This is a genomic window from Achromobacter sp. 1L-A-4-B-C2 (assembly GCF_057291955.1).
Genome location: NZ_JBXAWP010000001.1, coordinates 1,226,104 through 1,243,826, shown reverse-complemented (window position 1 = coordinate 1,243,826; position 17,723 = coordinate 1,226,104). Strand labels below are relative to the sequence as shown.

Below are 17,723 nucleotides of genomic sequence, written 5' to 3'. Positions count from 1 at the left end.
AACGGCGCACCCCCTCATACAAACATTCAAAGGAGTCCGGAATGGAACCGATCCCGTTCATTTCGTCGGCCCCCAACACCCTGGGCATCGAACTAGAGTTGCAACTGATCGACCCCCGCAGTTTTGACCTGACCGCAGCCTCTGATGAGCTGCTGGCCCAAATGGCCAATCACCCCATTGCCGACCGCGTTAAACCCGAGATCACGCGGTCCATGATCGAACTGAATTCTTCGGTGCACGAGCACCCCATGGGCCTGTTGGCCGAAATGCGCGAAATGCGCGATGCGCTGGTCGAGGCGGCCGATGCGGTCGGTGTGTCCGTCGCCGGCGGCGGCGCCCACCCCTTCATGCGCTGGCAAGAGCGTTCCATTTCCGACACCCCGCGTTTCCAGTATTTGGCCGAAATGTACGGTTACCTGGCGCGTCAATTTACGGTGTTCGGCCAGCACATCCATCTGGGCGTTCAAAGCGGCGACGACTCCATCAAGTTGCTGCGCCGGCTGTCGCCCTACGTGCCGCACTTCATCGCATTGTCGGCCTCATCGCCTTACTGCGAGGGGGTGGACACGCTGTTCTCCTGCTCGCGCTTGAACGCCGTCAACAGCTTTCCGCTTGCCGGCCACATGCCGCCCGAGGTCAAGGACTGGTATCAGTTCGAGGCCCACCTGGCGCAGTTGCGCGCCTATGGTCTGGCCGAAAGCATCAAGGACCTGTATTGGGACATCCGCCCCAAGCCGGAATTCGGCACGGTTGAAATCCGCGTCTGCGATACGCCGTTGACCGTTGAGCGCGCTTGCCAGATCGCCGCGTTCGCGCAGGCCCTGGCCGTGCTGCTGATGCGCGAGGACGACCCTAGCGACAACGCCTGGCTGTCCTACCGCAGCAACCATTTCCAGGCTTGCCGCTTTGGCCTGCAAGGCAGCTACGTAACGCCGGACGGCCAGCGTCTGCGCCTGATGGATCACCTGCGTGCGCTGTTCCAACGCCTGATGCCGGTGGCGGAAGAGCTGGGCACGGGCGACATGATCGCCGCGCTGCGCGACGATGCCATGCGCAGCGGCAACGATGCGCGCTGGCTGCGTAGCCAGTTCCATCGCCTGCGCGACCTGCCGCTCATGGTGGACGCCATGACGCACGCCTGGCGCGGTGATGCGCCCGCTGCGGCGCCGGCTGAACCCACGGCGGTGCTGCGCCGTCGCATCCGGGCAAATTCCGAGCCGATGCAGCCCTTGTCCGCATCGGAACCGGGCGTCAGCGTGCCGTTGCCGGAACGCTTGCACTGATAGCGCAATGGCAGGAGGGCGACGCGCGCGGGTGCGTGCCGCCCCTGCCGGCCCCGTCGCTTCAGGAGTTGCCGCGTTGCCGGCCGCCAATGGCGCTGACCGAGAGCCGGGTTTCTCCGGCTACCGTGCGGTGCGCGGCGGCGCGCCAGGCGTGGCCGTAGGCCACTTCGATACTCAGCGTGATCAAGCCGTCCGCGTTGCGCTGCCGTTCCAGCGCGGCGCACAGGCGGTCGCGCCAGTCGCGGCCGACTAGTCCGCCGCGACGTCCCTCTGCCGGGTTGCCGCCCAGCGCGCGCACATCGGCCAGGAGTTTTTCGGGGCTGCGGTAGGTCAGCGTCAGGATTTCCTGGTCCATGACCGGGTCGGCAAAGCCGTTTTCCACCAGCAGGTCGCCAAAGTCATGCATGTCCACAAAGGAAGGCGTGGCAGTGGATAAGCCCGCGTCGGTCAGTGCTTGCCGCAACTCGCGCAAGGTGGCCGGCCCCAGGCAGGAAAACATCGCCAGCCCGCCCACCTTCAAGATACGGCGCCACTCGGCCAGGACGGCGTGTGGCGCGCGGTGCCAGTGCATGGCCAGGTTCGACCACACCAGCTCCAGCGATTCCGGAGGCAAGCCCGTTTCGGCAAGATCGGCGTTGACGAACGCGGGGGCGGCCGGCCCGCGCCGCGCCAGCTTGCCGATCCAGGCGCCCAGGCCGGCCGGTGCATGGCGCTTTCTGGCCAATTCCAGCAGCGGTTCGCAGTTGTCCAGGCCGGTATAAGTCGCGTCGGGGTAGCGTTCGCGCAGCAGCGGCAGGTTGTCGCCCGCGCCGCAGCCTGCATCCAGCATCGCCTGCGGCTGTACCCGGATGTACTGCAAGCGCCCCAACATGCGGCGCGCGACTTCACCGTAGAGAAATTGCGCGTCGGACAAGTCGCCACGACGGGCGAATTGCTTGGGCACGTCGGTGCTGACGATAGGAAGAGAGGGTAGCGGTGCGGATTCTGGAAGGGACATTTCGGTCGCGCCCGCGTCTTGGCCACGGGGCGGAACATGATTACATAAGGGATGGCATCCATTATTGCGCATCCCGGCCGCTGCCTTCGATTGCCCCTACTGGCCTTGGGGCGGCGTCTCTGGTCCCGCGTGGGCTGCGACTGCCCGCTGTGCGGCACCCGTGTGGCGGGCGCGCGCCTGTGCAGCGGCTGTGCGGCCGATATTACCGCCGCGCCGCCGGGCGCCCGGCCGCGTTGTCCGCGCTGTGCATTGCGGCTGCCTGTTGCGGCGTCGGCATGCCCTGCTTGCCTGGGCGCGCCGCGCGCCTACGGGCGGACCCTTGCGGCCTTTGACTACACGCCGCCCGCCGATGCGCTGATCCGCATGCTGAAGACCCAGCTGCGGCTGAGCATGGCGCCGGTGCTTGCGTGTTTGCTGGCCGACGCTATCCGGCGCGACGGCGGTTTGCCGCAAGGCGTGTTGCTGGCGCCGGTGCCGGCCAGCCGCGCATCGTTACGCATCCGCGGCATGAATCCCGCAGCCGAGATTGCGCGCAGCCTGGCCACGCAGCTGGATGTGCCGCTGGCGCGCCAGGCGCTACGGCGGCTGCGCGAGACACCCCGGCAGACGGGCTTGGGGCGCCGCGCCAGGCGTAGCGTGGTGGCAGGCCTGTTCGGCGCTACCCCGGTGGTGCGCGGCCGCCATGTGGCCTTGGTGGATGACGTGATGACCACAGGCAGCACCGTGCAAGCCGCCGCCACCGCCTTGATCGCGGCGGGCGCGGCCGGTGTGACGGTGCTGGTGGCCGCCCGCACGCCCTGATCACCGACGGCAGCTTGCCCCGCCCAAATCGGCGACAATTCCGCCACGCGGCCACTCTGGCGCCGCCAGCCGTCTTAGCCTCAGCTTCCTATCGCCATGTTCCACGTCATCCTCGTCTGCCCCGAGATTCCCCCCAACACCGGCAACGCCATCCGGCTGTGCGCCAATACGGGCGCCCAGTTGCACCTGGTGCGCCCGCTGGGATTCGAACTGGATGACGCCCGCATGCGGCGCGCCGGGCTGGACTATCACGAGTGGCAGCCCGTGCGGGTGCACGACAGCTTGCAGGATGCGCTGGATGACACCGGCGCGGACACGTCTTGCATCTACGCGCTGACCACGCACGCCCAGCGCAGCGTGGCCGACGTGGCGTTCAAGCCGGGCGATGTGTTTGTCTTCGGCCGCGAGACGGCCGGGCTGTCGGACGAACATCAGGCGATGTTCCCGCCGCAGCAGCGCCTGCGGCTGCCCATGCGTGCCGGCCAGCGCAGCTTGAACCTGTCCAACGCCGTCGCGGTGACGGTGTTCGAAGCCTGGCGTCAGCAGGGCTTCGAAGGCGGTTCATAAGCCGGCGGCGGCAGGCCCCGTAAGGTCGGGGCCGGGCCCGCCGGTCCAGGCTTCAATCCAGCGACAGCTTCAGCTTTTCAATCACTTGGTCCCAGCGCGCTTTTTCGTTCTTGATGCGCAGGGTCAGCGCCTCGGGCGTGGACGGGGCCGGGGTGAAGTACTGCAACGCCAGCTGCTTGCGCACGGCGTCGCTGTTGATGACGCGCGCCAGTTCGCTGTTCAGCCGTTCGATGATGGGCGTGGGCGTGCCCGCCGGAACCAGCACCGCGTTCCACGAAATGGCTTCGAAGTCGGGATAGCCTTGCGAGGCCATCGTCGGCACGCCCGGCAGCGCTTCGCTGGGTTGCAGGCTGGTCACCGCCAACAGCTTGACCTTGCCGTCGCGCGCCTGCGGCACCGCGATGGCGGGCACCATGAAGCCGGCCTGCACGTCGCCCCCGATGATGGCGGTAATGACCTGCGGGAACCCGGAATAGGGGATGTGCGCCAGGTCCACGCCCGCGCTTTCCTTGAACATCTCCATGGCCAGATGCGCCGAACTTCCCGGCCCCACCGACCCGTAGTTCAGCGAATTGCCGCGTCCCTTGACCAGCTTGACGAAGTCCTGGACGTTATCGACCTTCAGGCTGCCCGGCACGACCAGCACGTTGGGGCTGGTGCCCACCAGGCTGACTGGCGCCAGGTCCTTGACCGGGTCGTAGCCCAGCGTTTTCTTGTACAGCGTGGGCGCGGTGACCAGCGGGCCGTTGATCGTGTAGAGCAGCGTGTAGCCGTCAGGCTTGGCCTGCGAAACCACGCGCGTGCCGATGTTGCCGCCGGCGCCCGGCTTGTTGTCGATCACGATGGGCTGCCCCAGCGCCTGCGACAGCGGCTCGGAAATCGTCCGCGCCAGGATGTCCGGGGACGAGCCCGGCGGAAACGGCACCACCATGTGGATGGGGTGATCCGGCCAGTCGGCGTGGGCGGCGGCCGGCAACACGGCGGCCAGGCTGAGGCACAGGCCGCGCAGAAGCGGGCCGACCCGGAATTGTCGGGTTTGCGTCATGAAGGATGTCTCCTCGGGATGGGCAGGTTTTTTGTTGTCAGGAAGAAATCAAAGATGGCCGCCCAGGGACTCGTCCAGCGGGCCGCTGGCGTGCGCGCTGACGTTCGCAATTTCGTCAGCGCTTTCATCGCGCGGGTCGCGCGCCAGCAAGGCCGACACGGCGGTCATGGGGGCGACGCCGTCAAACAACACGGCGCAGACGGCTTCGGTGATGGGCAGTTCGACATTGATGGCGCGGGCGCGGTCACGCGCGGCGCGGGCGCAACGCACGCCTTCGGCCGTGATGCCGCTGGCCAGGATGTCGGCCAGCTTGCGTCCGGCGCCGATTTCCAGTCCCACGCGGCGGTTGCGGGATAGTTCGCCGGTGGCGGTCAGGACCAGGTCGCCCAGGCCGGTCAGCCCGGCAAACGTTTCGCCACGCGCACCCAGCGCGACGCCAAAGCGCGTCATTTCCGCCAGGCCGCGTGTGATCAGCGCGGCGCGTGCGTTGGTGCCCAGCGCCAGGCCGTCGCCGATGCCGCAGGCCACCGCGATCACGTTCTTCAGGGCGCCGCCGACTTCCACGCCGACCAGGTCCGAGCTGGCGTAGACGCGCAGCGCCGCGCCGTGCAAGGCGGCGGTGGTGGCATCGCGCAAGGCGGTATGGGTGCTGGCCACGGTCAGCGCCACGGGCAGGCCCTGGGCCACTTCGCGCGCAAACGAGGGGCCGGACAAGGCGCCGCCGATTGCGCCGGGCAGGGCCTCGCGCACGATCTCGTGGGGCAGCCTGGCCGTGTCGGCTTCAAAGCCCTTGCACGTCCAGACGATAGGGGTGTCTTGCAGGCCCAGCACCGGCAGGCGGCGGGCCAGTTCACGACAGGTCGCGGCCAGACCGGCCACGGGCACGCCCAGCACGATCAGCGCACGCGCGTCGTCCGCTTGCAGGCTGCGCAGCGTGGCGTCCAGATCGGACGAAAAATTCAGGGATGGGGGCAGGGTGATGCCCGGCAGGTAGCGCGCATTTTCGTGCGAGGCGGCCATGTCGGCGGCCTGCGCGGCGTCGCGCGCCCAAAGGACGGTGGGGTGGCGGCGGCTGGCGGCCGCCGCCAGCGCGGTGCCCCAACTTCCCGCACCCAGGACGGCAACGCGCAAGCGCGGCAGAGCGGGATGGTTCATCGGGGCGGACGCGCTTACTGGCGGGTGGCGCTGGCGGGCAGGATGATGCCCGAATCGCTGCCATTGCCGTTGCCGTTGCCGTTGGCGGCGCCTTGCTGCTGCTGTTGCAACTCGGCCAGGCGCTGTTCGTACAGCGCTTGGAAGTTCACTTCGGTCAGGTGCAGCGGCGGCATCGAGGTGCGCGTGATCGCGTCGGCGATGTTGGCGCGCAGGTACGGGTACAGCATCGTCGGGCAAACAATGCCCAGCAGCGGATCCAGCTGTTCTTCGGGGATGTTGGCCGCTTCGAAGATGCCGGCTTGCGTGCCTTCGACCAGGTATACGACCTTGTCGTTGATGCGGGTGGTGACGGTGACGGTGACCGTGGTTTCGAACACGGTGTCGGCCAGACGCTGGCCGCCCACGGTGATGCTGACTTCAACCTGGGGCGCTTCTTGCTCCAGGAAGACGTGAGGCGCGTTCGGCATTTCCAGCGAAAGGTCTTTCAGGTAGACGCGTTGCAGGTTGAACGAGGGCGCGTCGTTGCCGCCTTCTTGCTGGGTGTTTTGGTCTTGATCAGCCATGAGTGATTCCGTTGGTGGAGGGGGCAAAAGTAGAGGCGATTAGCCGTTCAGCAGGGGGGCAAGGCCACCCGAGCGGTCCAGGGCCATCAGGTCGTCGCAACCGCCGACATGAGTATCGCCGATGAAGATTTGCGGCACGGTGCGTCGGCCGGTACGTTCGATCATGACATCGCGCTGTGACGGATCGCGGTCGATCTGGATGATTTCCAGGTCGGTCACGCCACGCTGCTCGAGCAGGGCCTTCGCGCGTGAGCAATAGGGACAGTAGTCCTTGCTGTACATGACGACTTTATTCATAGGCGCTCCTCGATAGATTCAAGATTGATGATGGGACAGCCCCGGTTCAGCCCTTTTGGGTGACCGGCAGGCTGGCGGCCGACCAGGCGCGCATGCCGCCATCGAGCGGCACCGCGTCGGCAAAGCCTTGTGCGCGCAGCTTGGCGGCCACGCGGGCCGAATCGCGGCCATTGTCACAAACCACAACCAGCGGCTTGTTCTTGGGCAGCGAGGCGGCTTTCTGTTCGATGTCGGCTGCCGGCACATTTCGTGCCTGGGCGATGTGGCCGGCCTGGAATTGTTCGACGGGACGCACGTCCACCCAGACGGCGTTGCGCTGGTTCACCATCTGGATGGCCTCGCCAGTGCTGACGGCCGAGCCGCTGCGGCCCTTGCGCAGGGCGGGAATCGCCAGCATCACGCCGGAGATCACGGCGACGCCGACGATGAAGACGTTGTTTTTATCGAGCAAGAATTGCAAAAGATCCACGGGTCATCCTGAAGTGCGGCAGCTAGCCGGATATGGGCGAACCCTCGGCCAACCCGCGGGCGCCGCGCCAGGGAATTGGACGAGTGCGCCGGGGCAAAATCAAGGGCAAAATCACTCAATTATAAAATGAGCGCATTCTTTAACCATCCTTTAACTTTAACCCGCGCGGAAAGCGTGCCAAACCATGCATAAACTTGTTCTGATGCGCCACGGCGAAAGCCAGTGGAATCTGGAAAACCGCTTCACCGGCTGGACCGACGTCGACCTGACCGAAACCGGCCGCGAACAGGCTCGCCGAGCCGGCGAACTGCTCAAGAAAGAAGGCTATACGTTCGACCTGGCGTACTCGTCGGTGCTCAAGCGCGCCATCCGCACCTTGTGGATCGCGCTGGACGCCATGGACGCGATGTACACCCCGGTTGGTGTGAACTGGCGCCTGAACGAACGCCACTACGGCGCGCTGCAAGGCCTGAACAAGGCTGAAACCGCCGCCAAGTACGGCGACGAACAGGTCCTGATCTGGCGCCGCGCGTACGCCATCGCCCCGGAACCGTTGTCGCTGGACGACGAACGCCACCCGCGTTTTGACAGCCGTTACGCCAAGATCCCGGCCGATCAGCTGCCCGCCACCGAGTGCCTGAAAGACACCGTGAACCGGGTGCTGCCGTTCTGGAACGATTCCATCGCCCCGGCCATCCGCGCCGGTCGCAACGTGCTGATCGCCGCCCACGGCAACAGCCTGCGCGCGCTGATCAAGCATCTGGACAACGTGTCCGATGACGACATCGTCAACCTGAACATCCCCACTGGCCAGCCGCTGGTCTACGAATTGGATGATGACCTGCGCCCGATCCGCCACTATTATCTGGGCGATGCCGCCGAGATCGAGGCGGCCATGGCTGCGGTTGCCGCTCAAGGCAAGGCTAAGAAGGACTGATATCTCTATGCGTCGCACGGCAGGGTTGTTGTTGGCGGTCATGTTGACCGGTGGGGCGCTATCGGCTCGCGCCGCGCCCAACGACCTTGCCGGCCGCCAGTCTGACGCCGAGCGTCAGCAGGCGGCGCTGCGCGACCGTATCGAGAATCTGCAAAAAGAGATCGACGGGCGCGAAGCCGCCCGCAAGGAAGCCGCCGACGCGCTCAAGCAGTCGGAATCGGCCATCTCGAAGATCAATCTGCGCCTGCGCGAACTGGCCGATGCCGGGCGCCAGGCGCAGACGGACCTGACCAGCCTCGAGAAGCAGATCGGCGTGCAGGAAACGGTGCTGGCCAAGCGTCGTACCGAACTGGCCGATCAGCTTCGCACCCAATACACCAGCGGGCTATCGCCCTGGACAGCGCTGCTGTCCGGCGACGATCCCCAGGTGCTGGGCCGCAATCTGGGCTACCTGGACTACGTGTCCCAGGCACGTGCTAATGCCGTCAAGGCACTGCGGGCCGACATCGACCGTCTGGCCGCGCTGCAAACTCGCGCCGACGCCCGCCGTGCCGAGATTGAAAAAGTCGTGGCCGAAACCTCCGAGCAGAAGGCTGCATTGGTCGGGCAGCAGAAAGAACGCGCCACGCTGTTGGCGCAACTGGAAGGGCAGATCGCCGCCCAGCGCGCCGAAGCCAACAAGCTGGGGCGTGATGACCAGCGCCTGTCGCGCCTGATCACCGATCTGGACGCGGCGATTGCCAAGCAGATCGAAGAAGCCCGCAAGGCCGAAGAGGCACGCAAGAAAGCCGAAGAGGCCCGCCGCATTGAAGAGGCGCGCCGCGCCGCTGAAGAATCCCGCAAACGCGCCGAAGCCGAGCGCCGCGCCGACGAGGCCCGCAAGAAAGCCGAGGCCGATAGCAAGCGGGCTGCCGAAATCGCCGCCCGCCGCGATCGCGATAGCCGCGACGCCCGCGACGCCGCCCAGGCGCGCGAGCAGGTCGAAGCGGCGTCGCGCCAAAGCCGTGGCCCGGTCGCCGTCGCCGATCCGGATGCCGCCGGATTACGTCCTGCTGAACAAAAACACACGCGCCTGACCGATCCGGCCCAGGCGCCGACCCAAGCGCCGGCCCAGGCGCCCGCCAAATCGGAAGATCCTCCAAAAAAGGCGGAACCCGCCGAGGCCGAGACCACTCCAACCCGCAGCGCATCGGCGCAGCAGACCCGTGCTGCCCCGCCCGTGGGCGGCGGCAACGGCCTGAAGCATGGCCTGACCATGCCGGTGCGTGGCCAGGTGCAGGGCCGCTTCGGGGTTGACCGCCCCGATGGCGGCGTCTGGCGCGGCGTGGTGCTGCGCGCGCCCGAGGGCACGCCCGTCAAAGTCGTGGCCCCCGGCACGGTGGTCTACGCCGAATGGCTGCGTGGTTTTGGCAACCTCATCATCGTGGATCATGGGCAGCAATACCTGACGGTCTATGCTTACAACCAAAGTCTGCTCAAACGGGTGGGGGATTCGGTGACAGGTGGCGATACTATTGCTACGGTAGGGGCAACCGGCGGCCAAGTGGAATCCGGCCTATACTTTGAAATTCGCCATCGTGGCGCTCCTGTGGACCCGGCCCAGTGGCTGGCCCAATAGGTTGGTAGGTACAAGTCGTTGGTAAATTACCAAACCCCCATCGGCGAAAACAAAATTCGGGAAGTGTGCATGGGCACTCGCAAGTTTCGCGGTTTCGGTCTGATTGCCATCGGTGCGGTGGCTGGCGTATTGCTTAGCGTAGGGGTGACGGCAGTCGCCCAGCGCGGCAGCCCTTTGCCCTTGGACGAGCTCAGGCAACTGAGCAATGTTTTCGCGGCCATCAAGAACAACTATGTCGAAGCGGTCGACGACAAAACCCTGATCGACAACGCGATCTCGGGCATGGTCTCGAACCTTGACCCGCATTCGGCCTATCTGGATGCCGACGCGTTCCGTGAAATGCAGACGGCGACCCAAGGCGAGTTCGGCGGCCTGGGTATCGAAGTCGGCGCGGAAGACGGCTTCGTCAAGGTCATCTCGCCCATCGAAGATACGCCCGCCGCGCGCGCCGGCGTCATGGCCGGTGACCTCATCATCAAGATCGACGACACGCCCACCAAGGGCATGACCCTGAACGATGCGGTCAAGCTCATGCGTGGCGCGCCCAAGTCGCCCATCACGCTGACCATCATGCGCGCCGACCGTCCTCAGCCCATCGTGCTGAAGATCGTTCGCGACGTCATCAAGGTTCGCAGCGTGCGCAGCAAGATGCTGGATAACGGCATCGGCTACGTCCGCGTTGCCCAATTCCAGGAAAAGACCGGCTCCGACCTGGCCAAGCAACTGAAGGACCTGGGCGCGAAAGAAGCACCCAAGGGCCTGGTGCTGGACCTGCGCAACGATCCGGGCGGCTTGCTGACCAGCGCCATCGGCGTGTCGGGCGCGTTCCTGCCGCCGGATACCCTGGTGGTGTCCACCGATGGCCGTACGCCTGACGCCCGCCACAAGTACCTGGCCACGCCGTCGGAATACGCTCGTGGTGAAAGTAACTACCTGTCCGGCTTGCCGGCCTGGACCAAGACGGTTCCGATGGTGGTGCTGGTCAACGTCGGTTCGGCTTCGGCTTCCGAAATCGTGGCCGGTGCGCTGCAAGATCACAAGCGCGCCAAGGTGCTGGGCAACCGCACGTTCGGCAAGGGTTCGGTGCAGGTGATCCTGCCGCTGTCCGAATCCACCGCCGTCAAGTTGACGACCTCGCGCTACTTCACGCCCAGCGGTCGTTCGATCCAGGCCACGGGTATCGAACCGGACTTCGTTGTTGCCGACACGGCCGACGGCGACCTGTTCCGCCTGCCGCGCGAAGCCGACCTGCAACGCCACCTGTCCAACCCCGAGACCGCCAACGAGGTGAAGTCCAACTCGGCGCAAGACAACGTGGACGTGCCGACCAAGGTGTTCGAATTTGGCGGCAAGGACGACTTCCAACTGCAACAAGCGCTGAATGTGCTGGCCGGCAAGCCGGTACAGAAGGGTTCGGCGCGCGCCCAGGCCAAGGCGGATGCCAAGGCCGGTGGCGGCACTCCCACGCGCATGAAGATCACGCCGACCGGAGTCGAGCCCAGCAAGGACAAATGAACGACGAGCAACTGCTGCGCTACGCCCGCCACATCCTGCTCGACGAGCTGGGTATTGAAGGGCAGGAAAAACTGCTGGCGGCGCGTGTGCTCATCGTAGGGGCGGGTGGACTCGGTTCACCCGCCGCGCTCTACCTGGCAACTGCCGGCGTAGGCGACATCACCCTTGCTGACGACGACACTGTCGAGCTCAGCAATCTGCAACGCCAGATTCTCCACACCACCTCCAGCGTCGGCCGTCACAAGGCCGAGTCGGGGCGTGACATGCTGGCCGCCTTCAACCCGCAGGCGCGAGTCCATGCCCGCGTGGAACGCTTGCAAGGCGATGCGCTGTCCGATGCCGTTGCCGCGGCGGACCTGGTGCTGGACTGCACCGACAACTTCACCACCCGCCACGCCATCAACCGCGCCTGCGTGCAGCATCGCAAGCCGCTGGTGTCGGGCGCCGCCATCCGCTTTGACGGGCAGGTCAGCGTGTACGACCTGCGCGACGACAACGCGCCGTGCTACCACTGCCTGTTCCCGGAAGCCGACGACGTCGAGGAAGCCAACTGCGCCACCATGGGTGTGTTTGCCCCGGTGGTGGGCATCATCGGCAGCATGCAGGCGGCCGAAGCCCTGAAGCTGCTGTCCGGCGTAGGCGAAAGCCTGTCGGGCCGGCTGCTTTGGCTGGATGTGCGCACCATGCAATGGCGCAGCGTCAACGTACAGCGGGACCCGGAATGCGCCGTTTGCGGCCATCGGGGGCGCTGAAACGGGCTTTTTCGCAACGCGAATTGCAGGGTCCGGCGTGCCCTTATTGCCCTTGCGGACAATATTAAAGGCCTGAAATACCTGCTATAACGCCAGCCAGCCTACCGAAATCAAAGGCGGCAATGTGGACGTGACGGCGTGGAAACAGGACTGAAGTTCAGCTCGCCCAAGTGGCGCCTGACGCGCTGGCTTACCCATTCCGGGCCGGATACGCCCGCGGACATCCGTGCCGCGCTGATCGCCAGCCTGTTCGGCACGCTGCCCATCTTTGCCGGCGGCGTCATCAACACCTTGATGATTTCGGGCGTGGTGACCTGGCGGCGGCCCGAACCGCTATACATATCCTGGCTGCTGCTGGAAGTGGTGCTGGCCATCGTGCGCGTCACGATCCTGCGCGCGGCCTTGCGCGCCGCGCCCAAGGGCGGCAACACCCATACCGACCTCTACATTCTGTTGGCGCTGCTGTGGGCGTTCAGCGTGGGGTACGGCGTCTTCATCACCTTCATCAATGGCGACTGGCTGGCCGCAACGCTGGCGGGCATATCGTGCGGCGCGATGGCGGGCGGCATCTGCTTTCGCAACTATGGCGCGCCTCGGCTGGTGGCCGCCATGATCTTCCTGAGCCTGGGCCCCATGTGCCTGGGCGCCTTGTTTACGGGCGAAATCGTTACGGCCATCGTCTTTATCCAGATTCCGTTCTACCTGGTCAGCATGACCATCGCGTCACATCGGCTCAACCGTATCCTGGTCTCCACCATGCTGGCCGAACGCGCCAGCGAACGCCGCGCCAATGAAGACGCGCTGACCGGGCTGGCCAACCGCACCGGCCTGCAAGTGGCCCTGGAGCGCGTTTGCGCCAGTGCGCGCGGGCACGACAGCGACGCGGCGCTGCTCTATATGGACATGGACGATTTCAAGCGCATCAACGACACCTACGGGCATGCGGCGGGTGACCTGGTGTTGACCACGATCGCCCGGCGCATGCGAGCCATGCTGCGGGTGGATGACGTGGCGGCTCGCATCGGCGGGGATGAATTCATCGTGCTGGTCACCGGCATCGACGCCACGGCGGCGCTGCGGCTGGGCGAGCATCTGCTGCTGGACGCCTTGCAGCCCATCGCGTTGGCGGACGGTACGCGGGTGATTGTGGGGATGTCGATCGGCATCTCGATCATCTCGGCCGGCAACCGCAACCCGCAGGCGGCGCTGGATTCGGCCGATGCCGCGCTGTACCGCGCCAAGGCCAGGGGCGGCCGCTGCTGCGAAGTCGACGGCGGGGCGGCCCGGGTGGACGAAGCCACTGTGGCCGGCGGCGACAGCGCGACGGCGGCGGCCTGAGAGCAGGTAAGAGCCTCAGCAGCGCCGGCAGTACCGTCAGTACCGACATCGCGCGCCCCTATCCATTCCTGGACTGAAAGTTATCAGATAACCTGAAAAGTTGTCTATAATCCGCCGATGCTCACCAAAAGCCTCACCCTGACTGAACAAGTCGCCCAGCAGATCGCCACGGATATCGCCGACGGCGTGCATCCGGTTGGCGCCAAGCTGCCGCCCGGCCGCGTGCTGGCGGACCAATACGGCGTCAGTGCCGCCGTCATCCGCGAAGTCACCGAACGGCTGCGCGCTCAGGGCCTGATTCAAAGCCGCCAAGGGTCGGGCAGCACCGTGGTGTCGCGCACCGGCGGGCAGGGGTTTCAGGTATCCAGCGGCATCGCGGTCAACCGCGAGCAGTTGGCCAACGTCTATGAATTGCGCATGGAACTGGAAGGGGGCGCGGCAGCGCTGGCCGCCATGCGGCGCAACGCCGCCGACCTGACCGCCATGGCCCAGGCGCTGGCCTCGCTTGAAGCGCATCTTGAGCACCCCGAACAAGGCGTTGAACACGACATCTCTTTTCACGTTGCCATTGCCGCCGCCACGCACAACCGCAGCTATCAGGACCTGTTGCAGTACCTGAACCGACAACTGCGCCTGGCCGTCAGCACCGCGCGGTCCAACAGCCGCTTGCACGACGGTTTGACCGCTGCCGTGCACCAGGAACACGTCGCCGTATTCGAAGCCATCCGCGCGCGCAACCCCGACCGTGCCCGGCAAGCCGCCGTCCGTCATTTGCAGCAGGCGGCCACCCGCCTGCAACTCGATCAACTTTTTCCCGCAGCCACGCCGACATCATGACCGCATCCGACTTTCCGCAACGCCTGGTCCAAGCCCTGGGCCCCGACACCGTGTTCACTGCCGAAGCGGACATCGCGCCCTGGTTGTCCGATTGGCGCGGCCTGTACAACGGCCACGCCCAAGCCGTCGTACGCCCGCGCAACACGGCTGAAGTGGCCGCCTGCCTGGCCCTGTGCCAGCAGGAAGGCGTGCCGGTTGTGCCGCGTGGCGGCAACACCGGCCTGTGCGGGGGCGCCACGCCTGACGGCAGCGCCAGGAACGTCGTGTTAAGCCTGGACCGCATGAACGCCGTGCGTTCCATCGACACCGTCGCAAACACCCTGGTGGCCGAGGCGGGCGCCATCCTGGGCAACCTGCGCCGCGCCGCGCAAGACGCCGGCCGCCTGTTGCCGCTAAGCCTGGCGGCGGAAGATTCCAGCCAGATCGGCGGCAACGTCGCCACCAATGCCGGTGGCGTGAACGTGGTGCGCTACGGCATGGCGCGCGAGCTGGTGCTGGGCCTGGAAGCCGTGCTGCCCACCGGCGAAATCTTCAATGGCCTGCGCACGCTGCGCAAGGACAACACGGGCTACGACCTGAAGCAGCTGCTGATCGGGTCCGAAGGCACGCTGGGCGTGATCACGGCGGTGGCGTTGCGGCTGTTCCCGCGTACCGACGTGCGTTCCGTGGTGCTGACGGCGGTCGAGTCGCCCGCGCAGGCGCTGCAAATGTTCGAGATTCTGTTCGAGCAGTGCGGCGCGCGCTTGCAGGCGTTCGAATATTTCTCTGGCGACTGCCTGGACCTGGTGCTGACGCATGCCGAAGGCGTGCAAGAGCCGTTTGATCAGCGCTACCCGGCTTACGTGCTGATCGAGCTTGCCGACACCGCCGACGAAGCCGGGCTGACGGCCTTGCTGGAAAACGTGATCGGTACGGCGTTGGAACGCGGCTTGTGCCTGGATGCCGCCGTGTCGGCGTCAATGGCGCAATTGCAGACCCTGTGGAAGCTGCGCGAAGAAATCTCCGAAGCGCAGCGTGCCGATGGCCCACACTTGAAGCACGACGTGTCGCTGCCCATCGAGCGCATTCCCGAATTCATGGTGTCCGCCGAGGCCCGCGTGCGCGCGCTGTTCCCGGATATTCGCCCGTTCATCTTCGGCCACTTCGGCGACGGCAACCTGCACTACAACCTGTCCCGCCCCGCCGGCGCGGCGCGTGACTGGGTGGCCGTGAATGGCGCCGCGATTACCGACGCGGTGCTGGACGAGGTCAACCGCTACGGCGGCAGCATCTCGGCCGAACACGGCATCGGCCAACTCAAGCGCGACCACTTCCTGCACAGCAAGGACCCGGTCGAGCTGCGCCTGATGCGCGAGATCAAAAAAGTCATGGACCCGGCCGGGATCATGAACCCGGGCAAATTGCTGTAAGGCAAATTGCCATTGCATTGATCCCGGCGGCTTTCGCGCGCGCGGCCTGCTCCCACATCAGGTAGCAGGCCGCGCCGCAGTCCGTGCCGCAGTCAGCGTCTATTGCCGGTGATAGACCTCGGCACCCTTCTTCACGAACTCCACCGACTTTTCCTGCATGCCTTTCTGCAAGGCGTCCTTCTCGCTGACGCCTTGCGCCGCGGCATAGTCGCGCACGTCCTGCGTGATCTTCATGCTGCAAAAATGCGGGCCGCACATCGAGCAAAAGTGCGCCACCTTCATAGAGTCCTTCGGCAGCGTTTCGTCGTGGAATTCCTTGGCGGTGTCCGGGTCCAGCCCCAGGTTGAACTGATCGTCCCAGCGGAATTCAAAGCGCGCCTTTGACAGCGCGTTGTCGCGGATCGCCGCGCCCGGATGGCCCTTGGCCAGGTCCGCCGCATGCGCCGCGATCTTGTACGTGATGATGCCGTCCTTCACGTCTTTCTTGTTGGGCAGGCCCAAGTGCTCTTTCGGCGTCACATAGCAGAGCATCGCCGTGCCGTACCAACCGATCAGCGCGGCCCCGATGCCCGACGTGATGTGATCGTAGCCCGGCGCAATATCGGTGGTCAGCGGCCCCAGCGTGTAGAAGGGGGCTTCATGGCAGTGCTCAAGTTGCAGGTCCATGTTTTCCTTGATCAGGTGCATCGGCACGTGGCCCGGCCCCTCGATCATCACCTGCACGTCGTGCTTCCACGCCACCTGCGTCAATTCGCCCAAGGTCTTCAATTCCGCGAATTGCGCTTCGTCATTGGCGTCGTAGCCCGAGCCCGGACGCAGCCCGTCGCCCAGCGAGAAGCTCACGTCATACGCCTTCATGATCTCGCAGATGTCTTCAAAGCGCTCGTACAGGAAGCTTTCCTTGTGATGCGCCAGACACCACTTGGCCATGATCGAGCCACCGCGCGACACGATGCCCGTCATGCGATCCGCCGTCATCGGAATGAACGGCAGCCGCACGCCCGCGTGAATGGTGAAGTAGTCCACGCCTTGCTCGGCCTGTTCGATAAGCGTGTCGCGAAAGATCTCCCACGTCAGGTCCTCGGCCTTGCCATCCACCTTTTCCAGCGCCTGGTAGATCGGCACCGTGCCGATGGGCACCGGCGAATTGCGGATGATCCATTCGCGCGTTTCGTGAATGTGCTTGCCGGTGGACAGATCCATCACCGTGTCGCCGCCCCAGCGTATCGCCCACGTCATCTTCTCGACTTCTTCGCCGATGCCCGAGCTGACGGCCGAATTGCCGATGTTGGCGTTGATCTTCACCAGGAAGTTGCGGCCGATAGCCATCGGCTCGACCTCGGGGTGGTTGATGTTGGCCGGGATGATGGCGCGCCCGCGCGCGATTTCGTCACGCACGAATTCCGGCGTGATGGCGGCGGGGATGGCGGCGCCGAACGATTGGCCGGGGTGCTGGCGCAGCAGGCGCTTGACCATCTTTTCGCCATCGGGACCGCTGTCGCGCAACGTTTGCAGGTAGTGCTCGCGGCGCAGGCTTTCACGGATCGCCACGAATTCCATTTCCGGCGTGATGATGCCGCGCCGCGCATAGTGCATCTGCGATACGTTGGCGCCCGCCTTGGCGCGTCGCGGCGGGCGTTGCAGGTCGAATCGCATCGCCGTCAGCTTCGGGTCGGTCAGGCGCGCCTTACCGTAGTCGCTGGTCGGGCCGGACAGCACGTCGGTGTCGGCGCGCTCTTCGATCCAGGCGCGGCGCAGCTCGGGCAGGCCGCGGCGGATATCGATCTTGGCATCGGGGTCGGTGTAGGGGCCGCTGCAATCGTAGACGGTCAGCGGCGGGTTTTTTTCCCCGCCGAACATGGTCGGCGTGTCGTCCTGCTCGATCTCACGAAACGGCACGCGGATGTCGGGGCGCGAGCCCGTCTCATACACACGGCGCGATCTGGGCAGCGGTGCGACGGCCGCCGCGTCGACTTCGGCGGTAGCGGCCAGGAATTTGGGATTGGCGTTCATGGAAAGCTCCAAGCAAGTGGTTGGAGCCGATCGGGAATGGACTTCCGCCAGGCGTGCAGCGACGCCTGGCGGAAATACGGCTCCCAGCATCGGCATTATCCGTACTGGTACGAAGGGACTCTCTCAA

Annotated in this window: 17 protein-coding genes; 10 read left to right on the top strand and 7 right to left on the bottom strand. The window is 65.6% G+C overall.

Going from position 1 to position 17,723, the window contains the following annotated elements:
• Positions 1–41: 41 nt before the first annotated feature.
• On the top strand, positions 42–1,283 hold the full coding sequence (locus tag AC0Z35_RS05730; protein ID WP_046803154.1) for a YbdK family carboxylate-amine ligase: 1,242 nt from the start codon (positions 42–44) through the stop codon (positions 1,281–1,283).
• Between the two features lie 61 nt (positions 1,284–1,344).
• Here AC0Z35_RS05730 and AC0Z35_RS05725 read toward each other — a convergent pair whose 3' ends face one another.
• Entirely contained in the window at positions 1,345–2,280 is a 936-nt protein-coding gene (locus AC0Z35_RS05725) for a methyltransferase domain-containing protein (protein ID WP_319302149.1), read from the bottom strand.
• A 249-nt stretch (positions 2,281–2,529) separates the two neighbouring features.
• Here AC0Z35_RS05725 and AC0Z35_RS05720 point away from each other — a divergent pair, with 249 nt between their 5' ends.
• Both AC0Z35_RS05720 and AC0Z35_RS05715 read left to right on the top strand, forming a co-directional pair.
• Positions 2,530–3,081: a ComF family protein gene (locus AC0Z35_RS05720; RefSeq protein WP_413815377.1), complete on the top strand. Its 552-nt coding sequence runs from the start codon at positions 2,530–2,532 to the stop codon at positions 3,079–3,081.
• Between the two features lie 96 nt (positions 3,082–3,177).
• On the top strand, positions 3,178–3,648 hold the full coding sequence (locus tag AC0Z35_RS05715; RefSeq protein ID WP_319302150.1) for a tRNA (cytidine(34)-2'-O)-methyltransferase: 471 nt from the start codon (positions 3,178–3,180) through the stop codon (positions 3,646–3,648).
• A 52-nt stretch (positions 3,649–3,700) separates the two neighbouring features.
• On the opposite strand, the gene AC0Z35_RS05710 is transcribed toward AC0Z35_RS05715, so the two are convergent.
• The 5 genes from AC0Z35_RS05710 to AC0Z35_RS05690 are packed head-to-tail and all read right to left on the bottom strand — an operon-like array spanning position 3,701 to position 7,177.
• The gene (locus tag AC0Z35_RS05710) at positions 3,701–4,693 is read right to left on the bottom strand and encodes a Bug family tripartite tricarboxylate transporter substrate binding protein (protein WP_046803157.1); all 993 of its coding nucleotides are present in this window, start codon (positions 4,691–4,693) and stop codon (positions 3,701–3,703) included.
• Positions 4,694–4,741: 48 nt separating this feature from the next.
• On the bottom strand, positions 4,742–5,848 hold the full coding sequence (locus AC0Z35_RS05705) for an NAD(P)H-dependent glycerol-3-phosphate dehydrogenase (RefSeq protein WP_219991340.1): 1,107 nt from the start codon (positions 5,846–5,848) through the stop codon (positions 4,742–4,744).
• A gap of 14 nt (positions 5,849–5,862) precedes the next feature.
• Positions 5,863–6,411: a protein-export chaperone SecB gene (secB, locus tag AC0Z35_RS05700; protein ID WP_219991339.1), complete on the bottom strand. Its 549-nt coding sequence runs from the start codon at positions 6,409–6,411 to the stop codon at positions 5,863–5,865.
• A gap of 39 nt (positions 6,412–6,450) precedes the next feature.
• The gene (grxC, locus tag AC0Z35_RS05695; protein WP_006216244.1) at positions 6,451–6,708 is read right to left on the bottom strand and encodes a glutaredoxin 3; all 258 of its coding nucleotides are present in this window, start codon (positions 6,706–6,708) and stop codon (positions 6,451–6,453) included.
• Positions 6,709–6,754: 46 nt separating this feature from the next.
• Entirely contained in the window at positions 6,755–7,177 is a 423-nt protein-coding gene (locus tag AC0Z35_RS05690) for a rhodanese-like domain-containing protein (protein WP_046803159.1), read from the bottom strand.
• Positions 7,178–7,361: 184 nt separating this feature from the next.
• Between AC0Z35_RS05690 and gpmA the strand changes: the two genes are divergently transcribed.
• The 7 genes from gpmA to AC0Z35_RS05655 all read left to right on the top strand — a co-directional run bounded on the left by gpmA (position 7,362) and on the right by AC0Z35_RS05655 (position 15,583).
• The gene (gpmA, locus tag AC0Z35_RS05685; RefSeq protein ID WP_046803160.1) at positions 7,362–8,114 is read left to right on the top strand and encodes a 2,3-diphosphoglycerate-dependent phosphoglycerate mutase; all 753 of its coding nucleotides are present in this window, start codon (positions 7,362–7,364) and stop codon (positions 8,112–8,114) included.
• 7 nt (positions 8,115–8,121) lie between these two features.
• Entirely contained in the window at positions 8,122–9,732 is a 1,611-nt protein-coding gene (locus AC0Z35_RS05680; RefSeq protein WP_143215259.1) for a murein hydrolase activator EnvC family protein, read from the top strand.
• A gap of 69 nt (positions 9,733–9,801) precedes the next feature.
• Positions 9,802–11,247: a S41 family peptidase gene (locus AC0Z35_RS05675; protein ID WP_319302155.1), complete on the top strand. Its 1,446-nt coding sequence runs from the start codon at positions 9,802–9,804 to the stop codon at positions 11,245–11,247.
• A complete protein-coding gene (locus tag AC0Z35_RS05670; protein ID WP_046803163.1) occupies positions 11,244–11,999 on the top strand; it encodes a HesA/MoeB/ThiF family protein in 756 nt (251 codons plus the stop codon). The genes AC0Z35_RS05675 and AC0Z35_RS05670 overlap by 4 nt, the downstream gene beginning before the upstream one ends.
• Before the next feature lie 138 nt (positions 12,000–12,137).
• The gene (locus tag AC0Z35_RS05665; protein ID WP_319302158.1) at positions 12,138–13,337 is read left to right on the top strand and encodes a GGDEF domain-containing protein; all 1,200 of its coding nucleotides are present in this window, start codon (positions 12,138–12,140) and stop codon (positions 13,335–13,337) included.
• A 117-nt stretch (positions 13,338–13,454) separates the two neighbouring features.
• The gene (locus tag AC0Z35_RS05660) at positions 13,455–14,174 is read left to right on the top strand and encodes a FadR/GntR family transcriptional regulator (RefSeq protein ID WP_120157178.1); all 720 of its coding nucleotides are present in this window, start codon (positions 13,455–13,457) and stop codon (positions 14,172–14,174) included.
• A complete protein-coding gene (locus AC0Z35_RS05655; RefSeq protein ID WP_319302160.1) occupies positions 14,171–15,583 on the top strand; it encodes an FAD-binding oxidoreductase in 1,413 nt (470 codons plus the stop codon). The genes AC0Z35_RS05660 and AC0Z35_RS05655 overlap by 4 nt, the downstream gene beginning before the upstream one ends.
• A gap of 99 nt (positions 15,584–15,682) precedes the next feature.
• Here AC0Z35_RS05655 and thiC read toward each other — a convergent pair whose 3' ends face one another.
• Entirely contained in the window at positions 15,683–17,596 is a 1,914-nt protein-coding gene (thiC, locus tag AC0Z35_RS05650; protein ID WP_104142696.1) for a phosphomethylpyrimidine synthase ThiC, read from the bottom strand.
• Between the last annotated feature and the right edge of the window lie 127 nt (positions 17,597–17,723).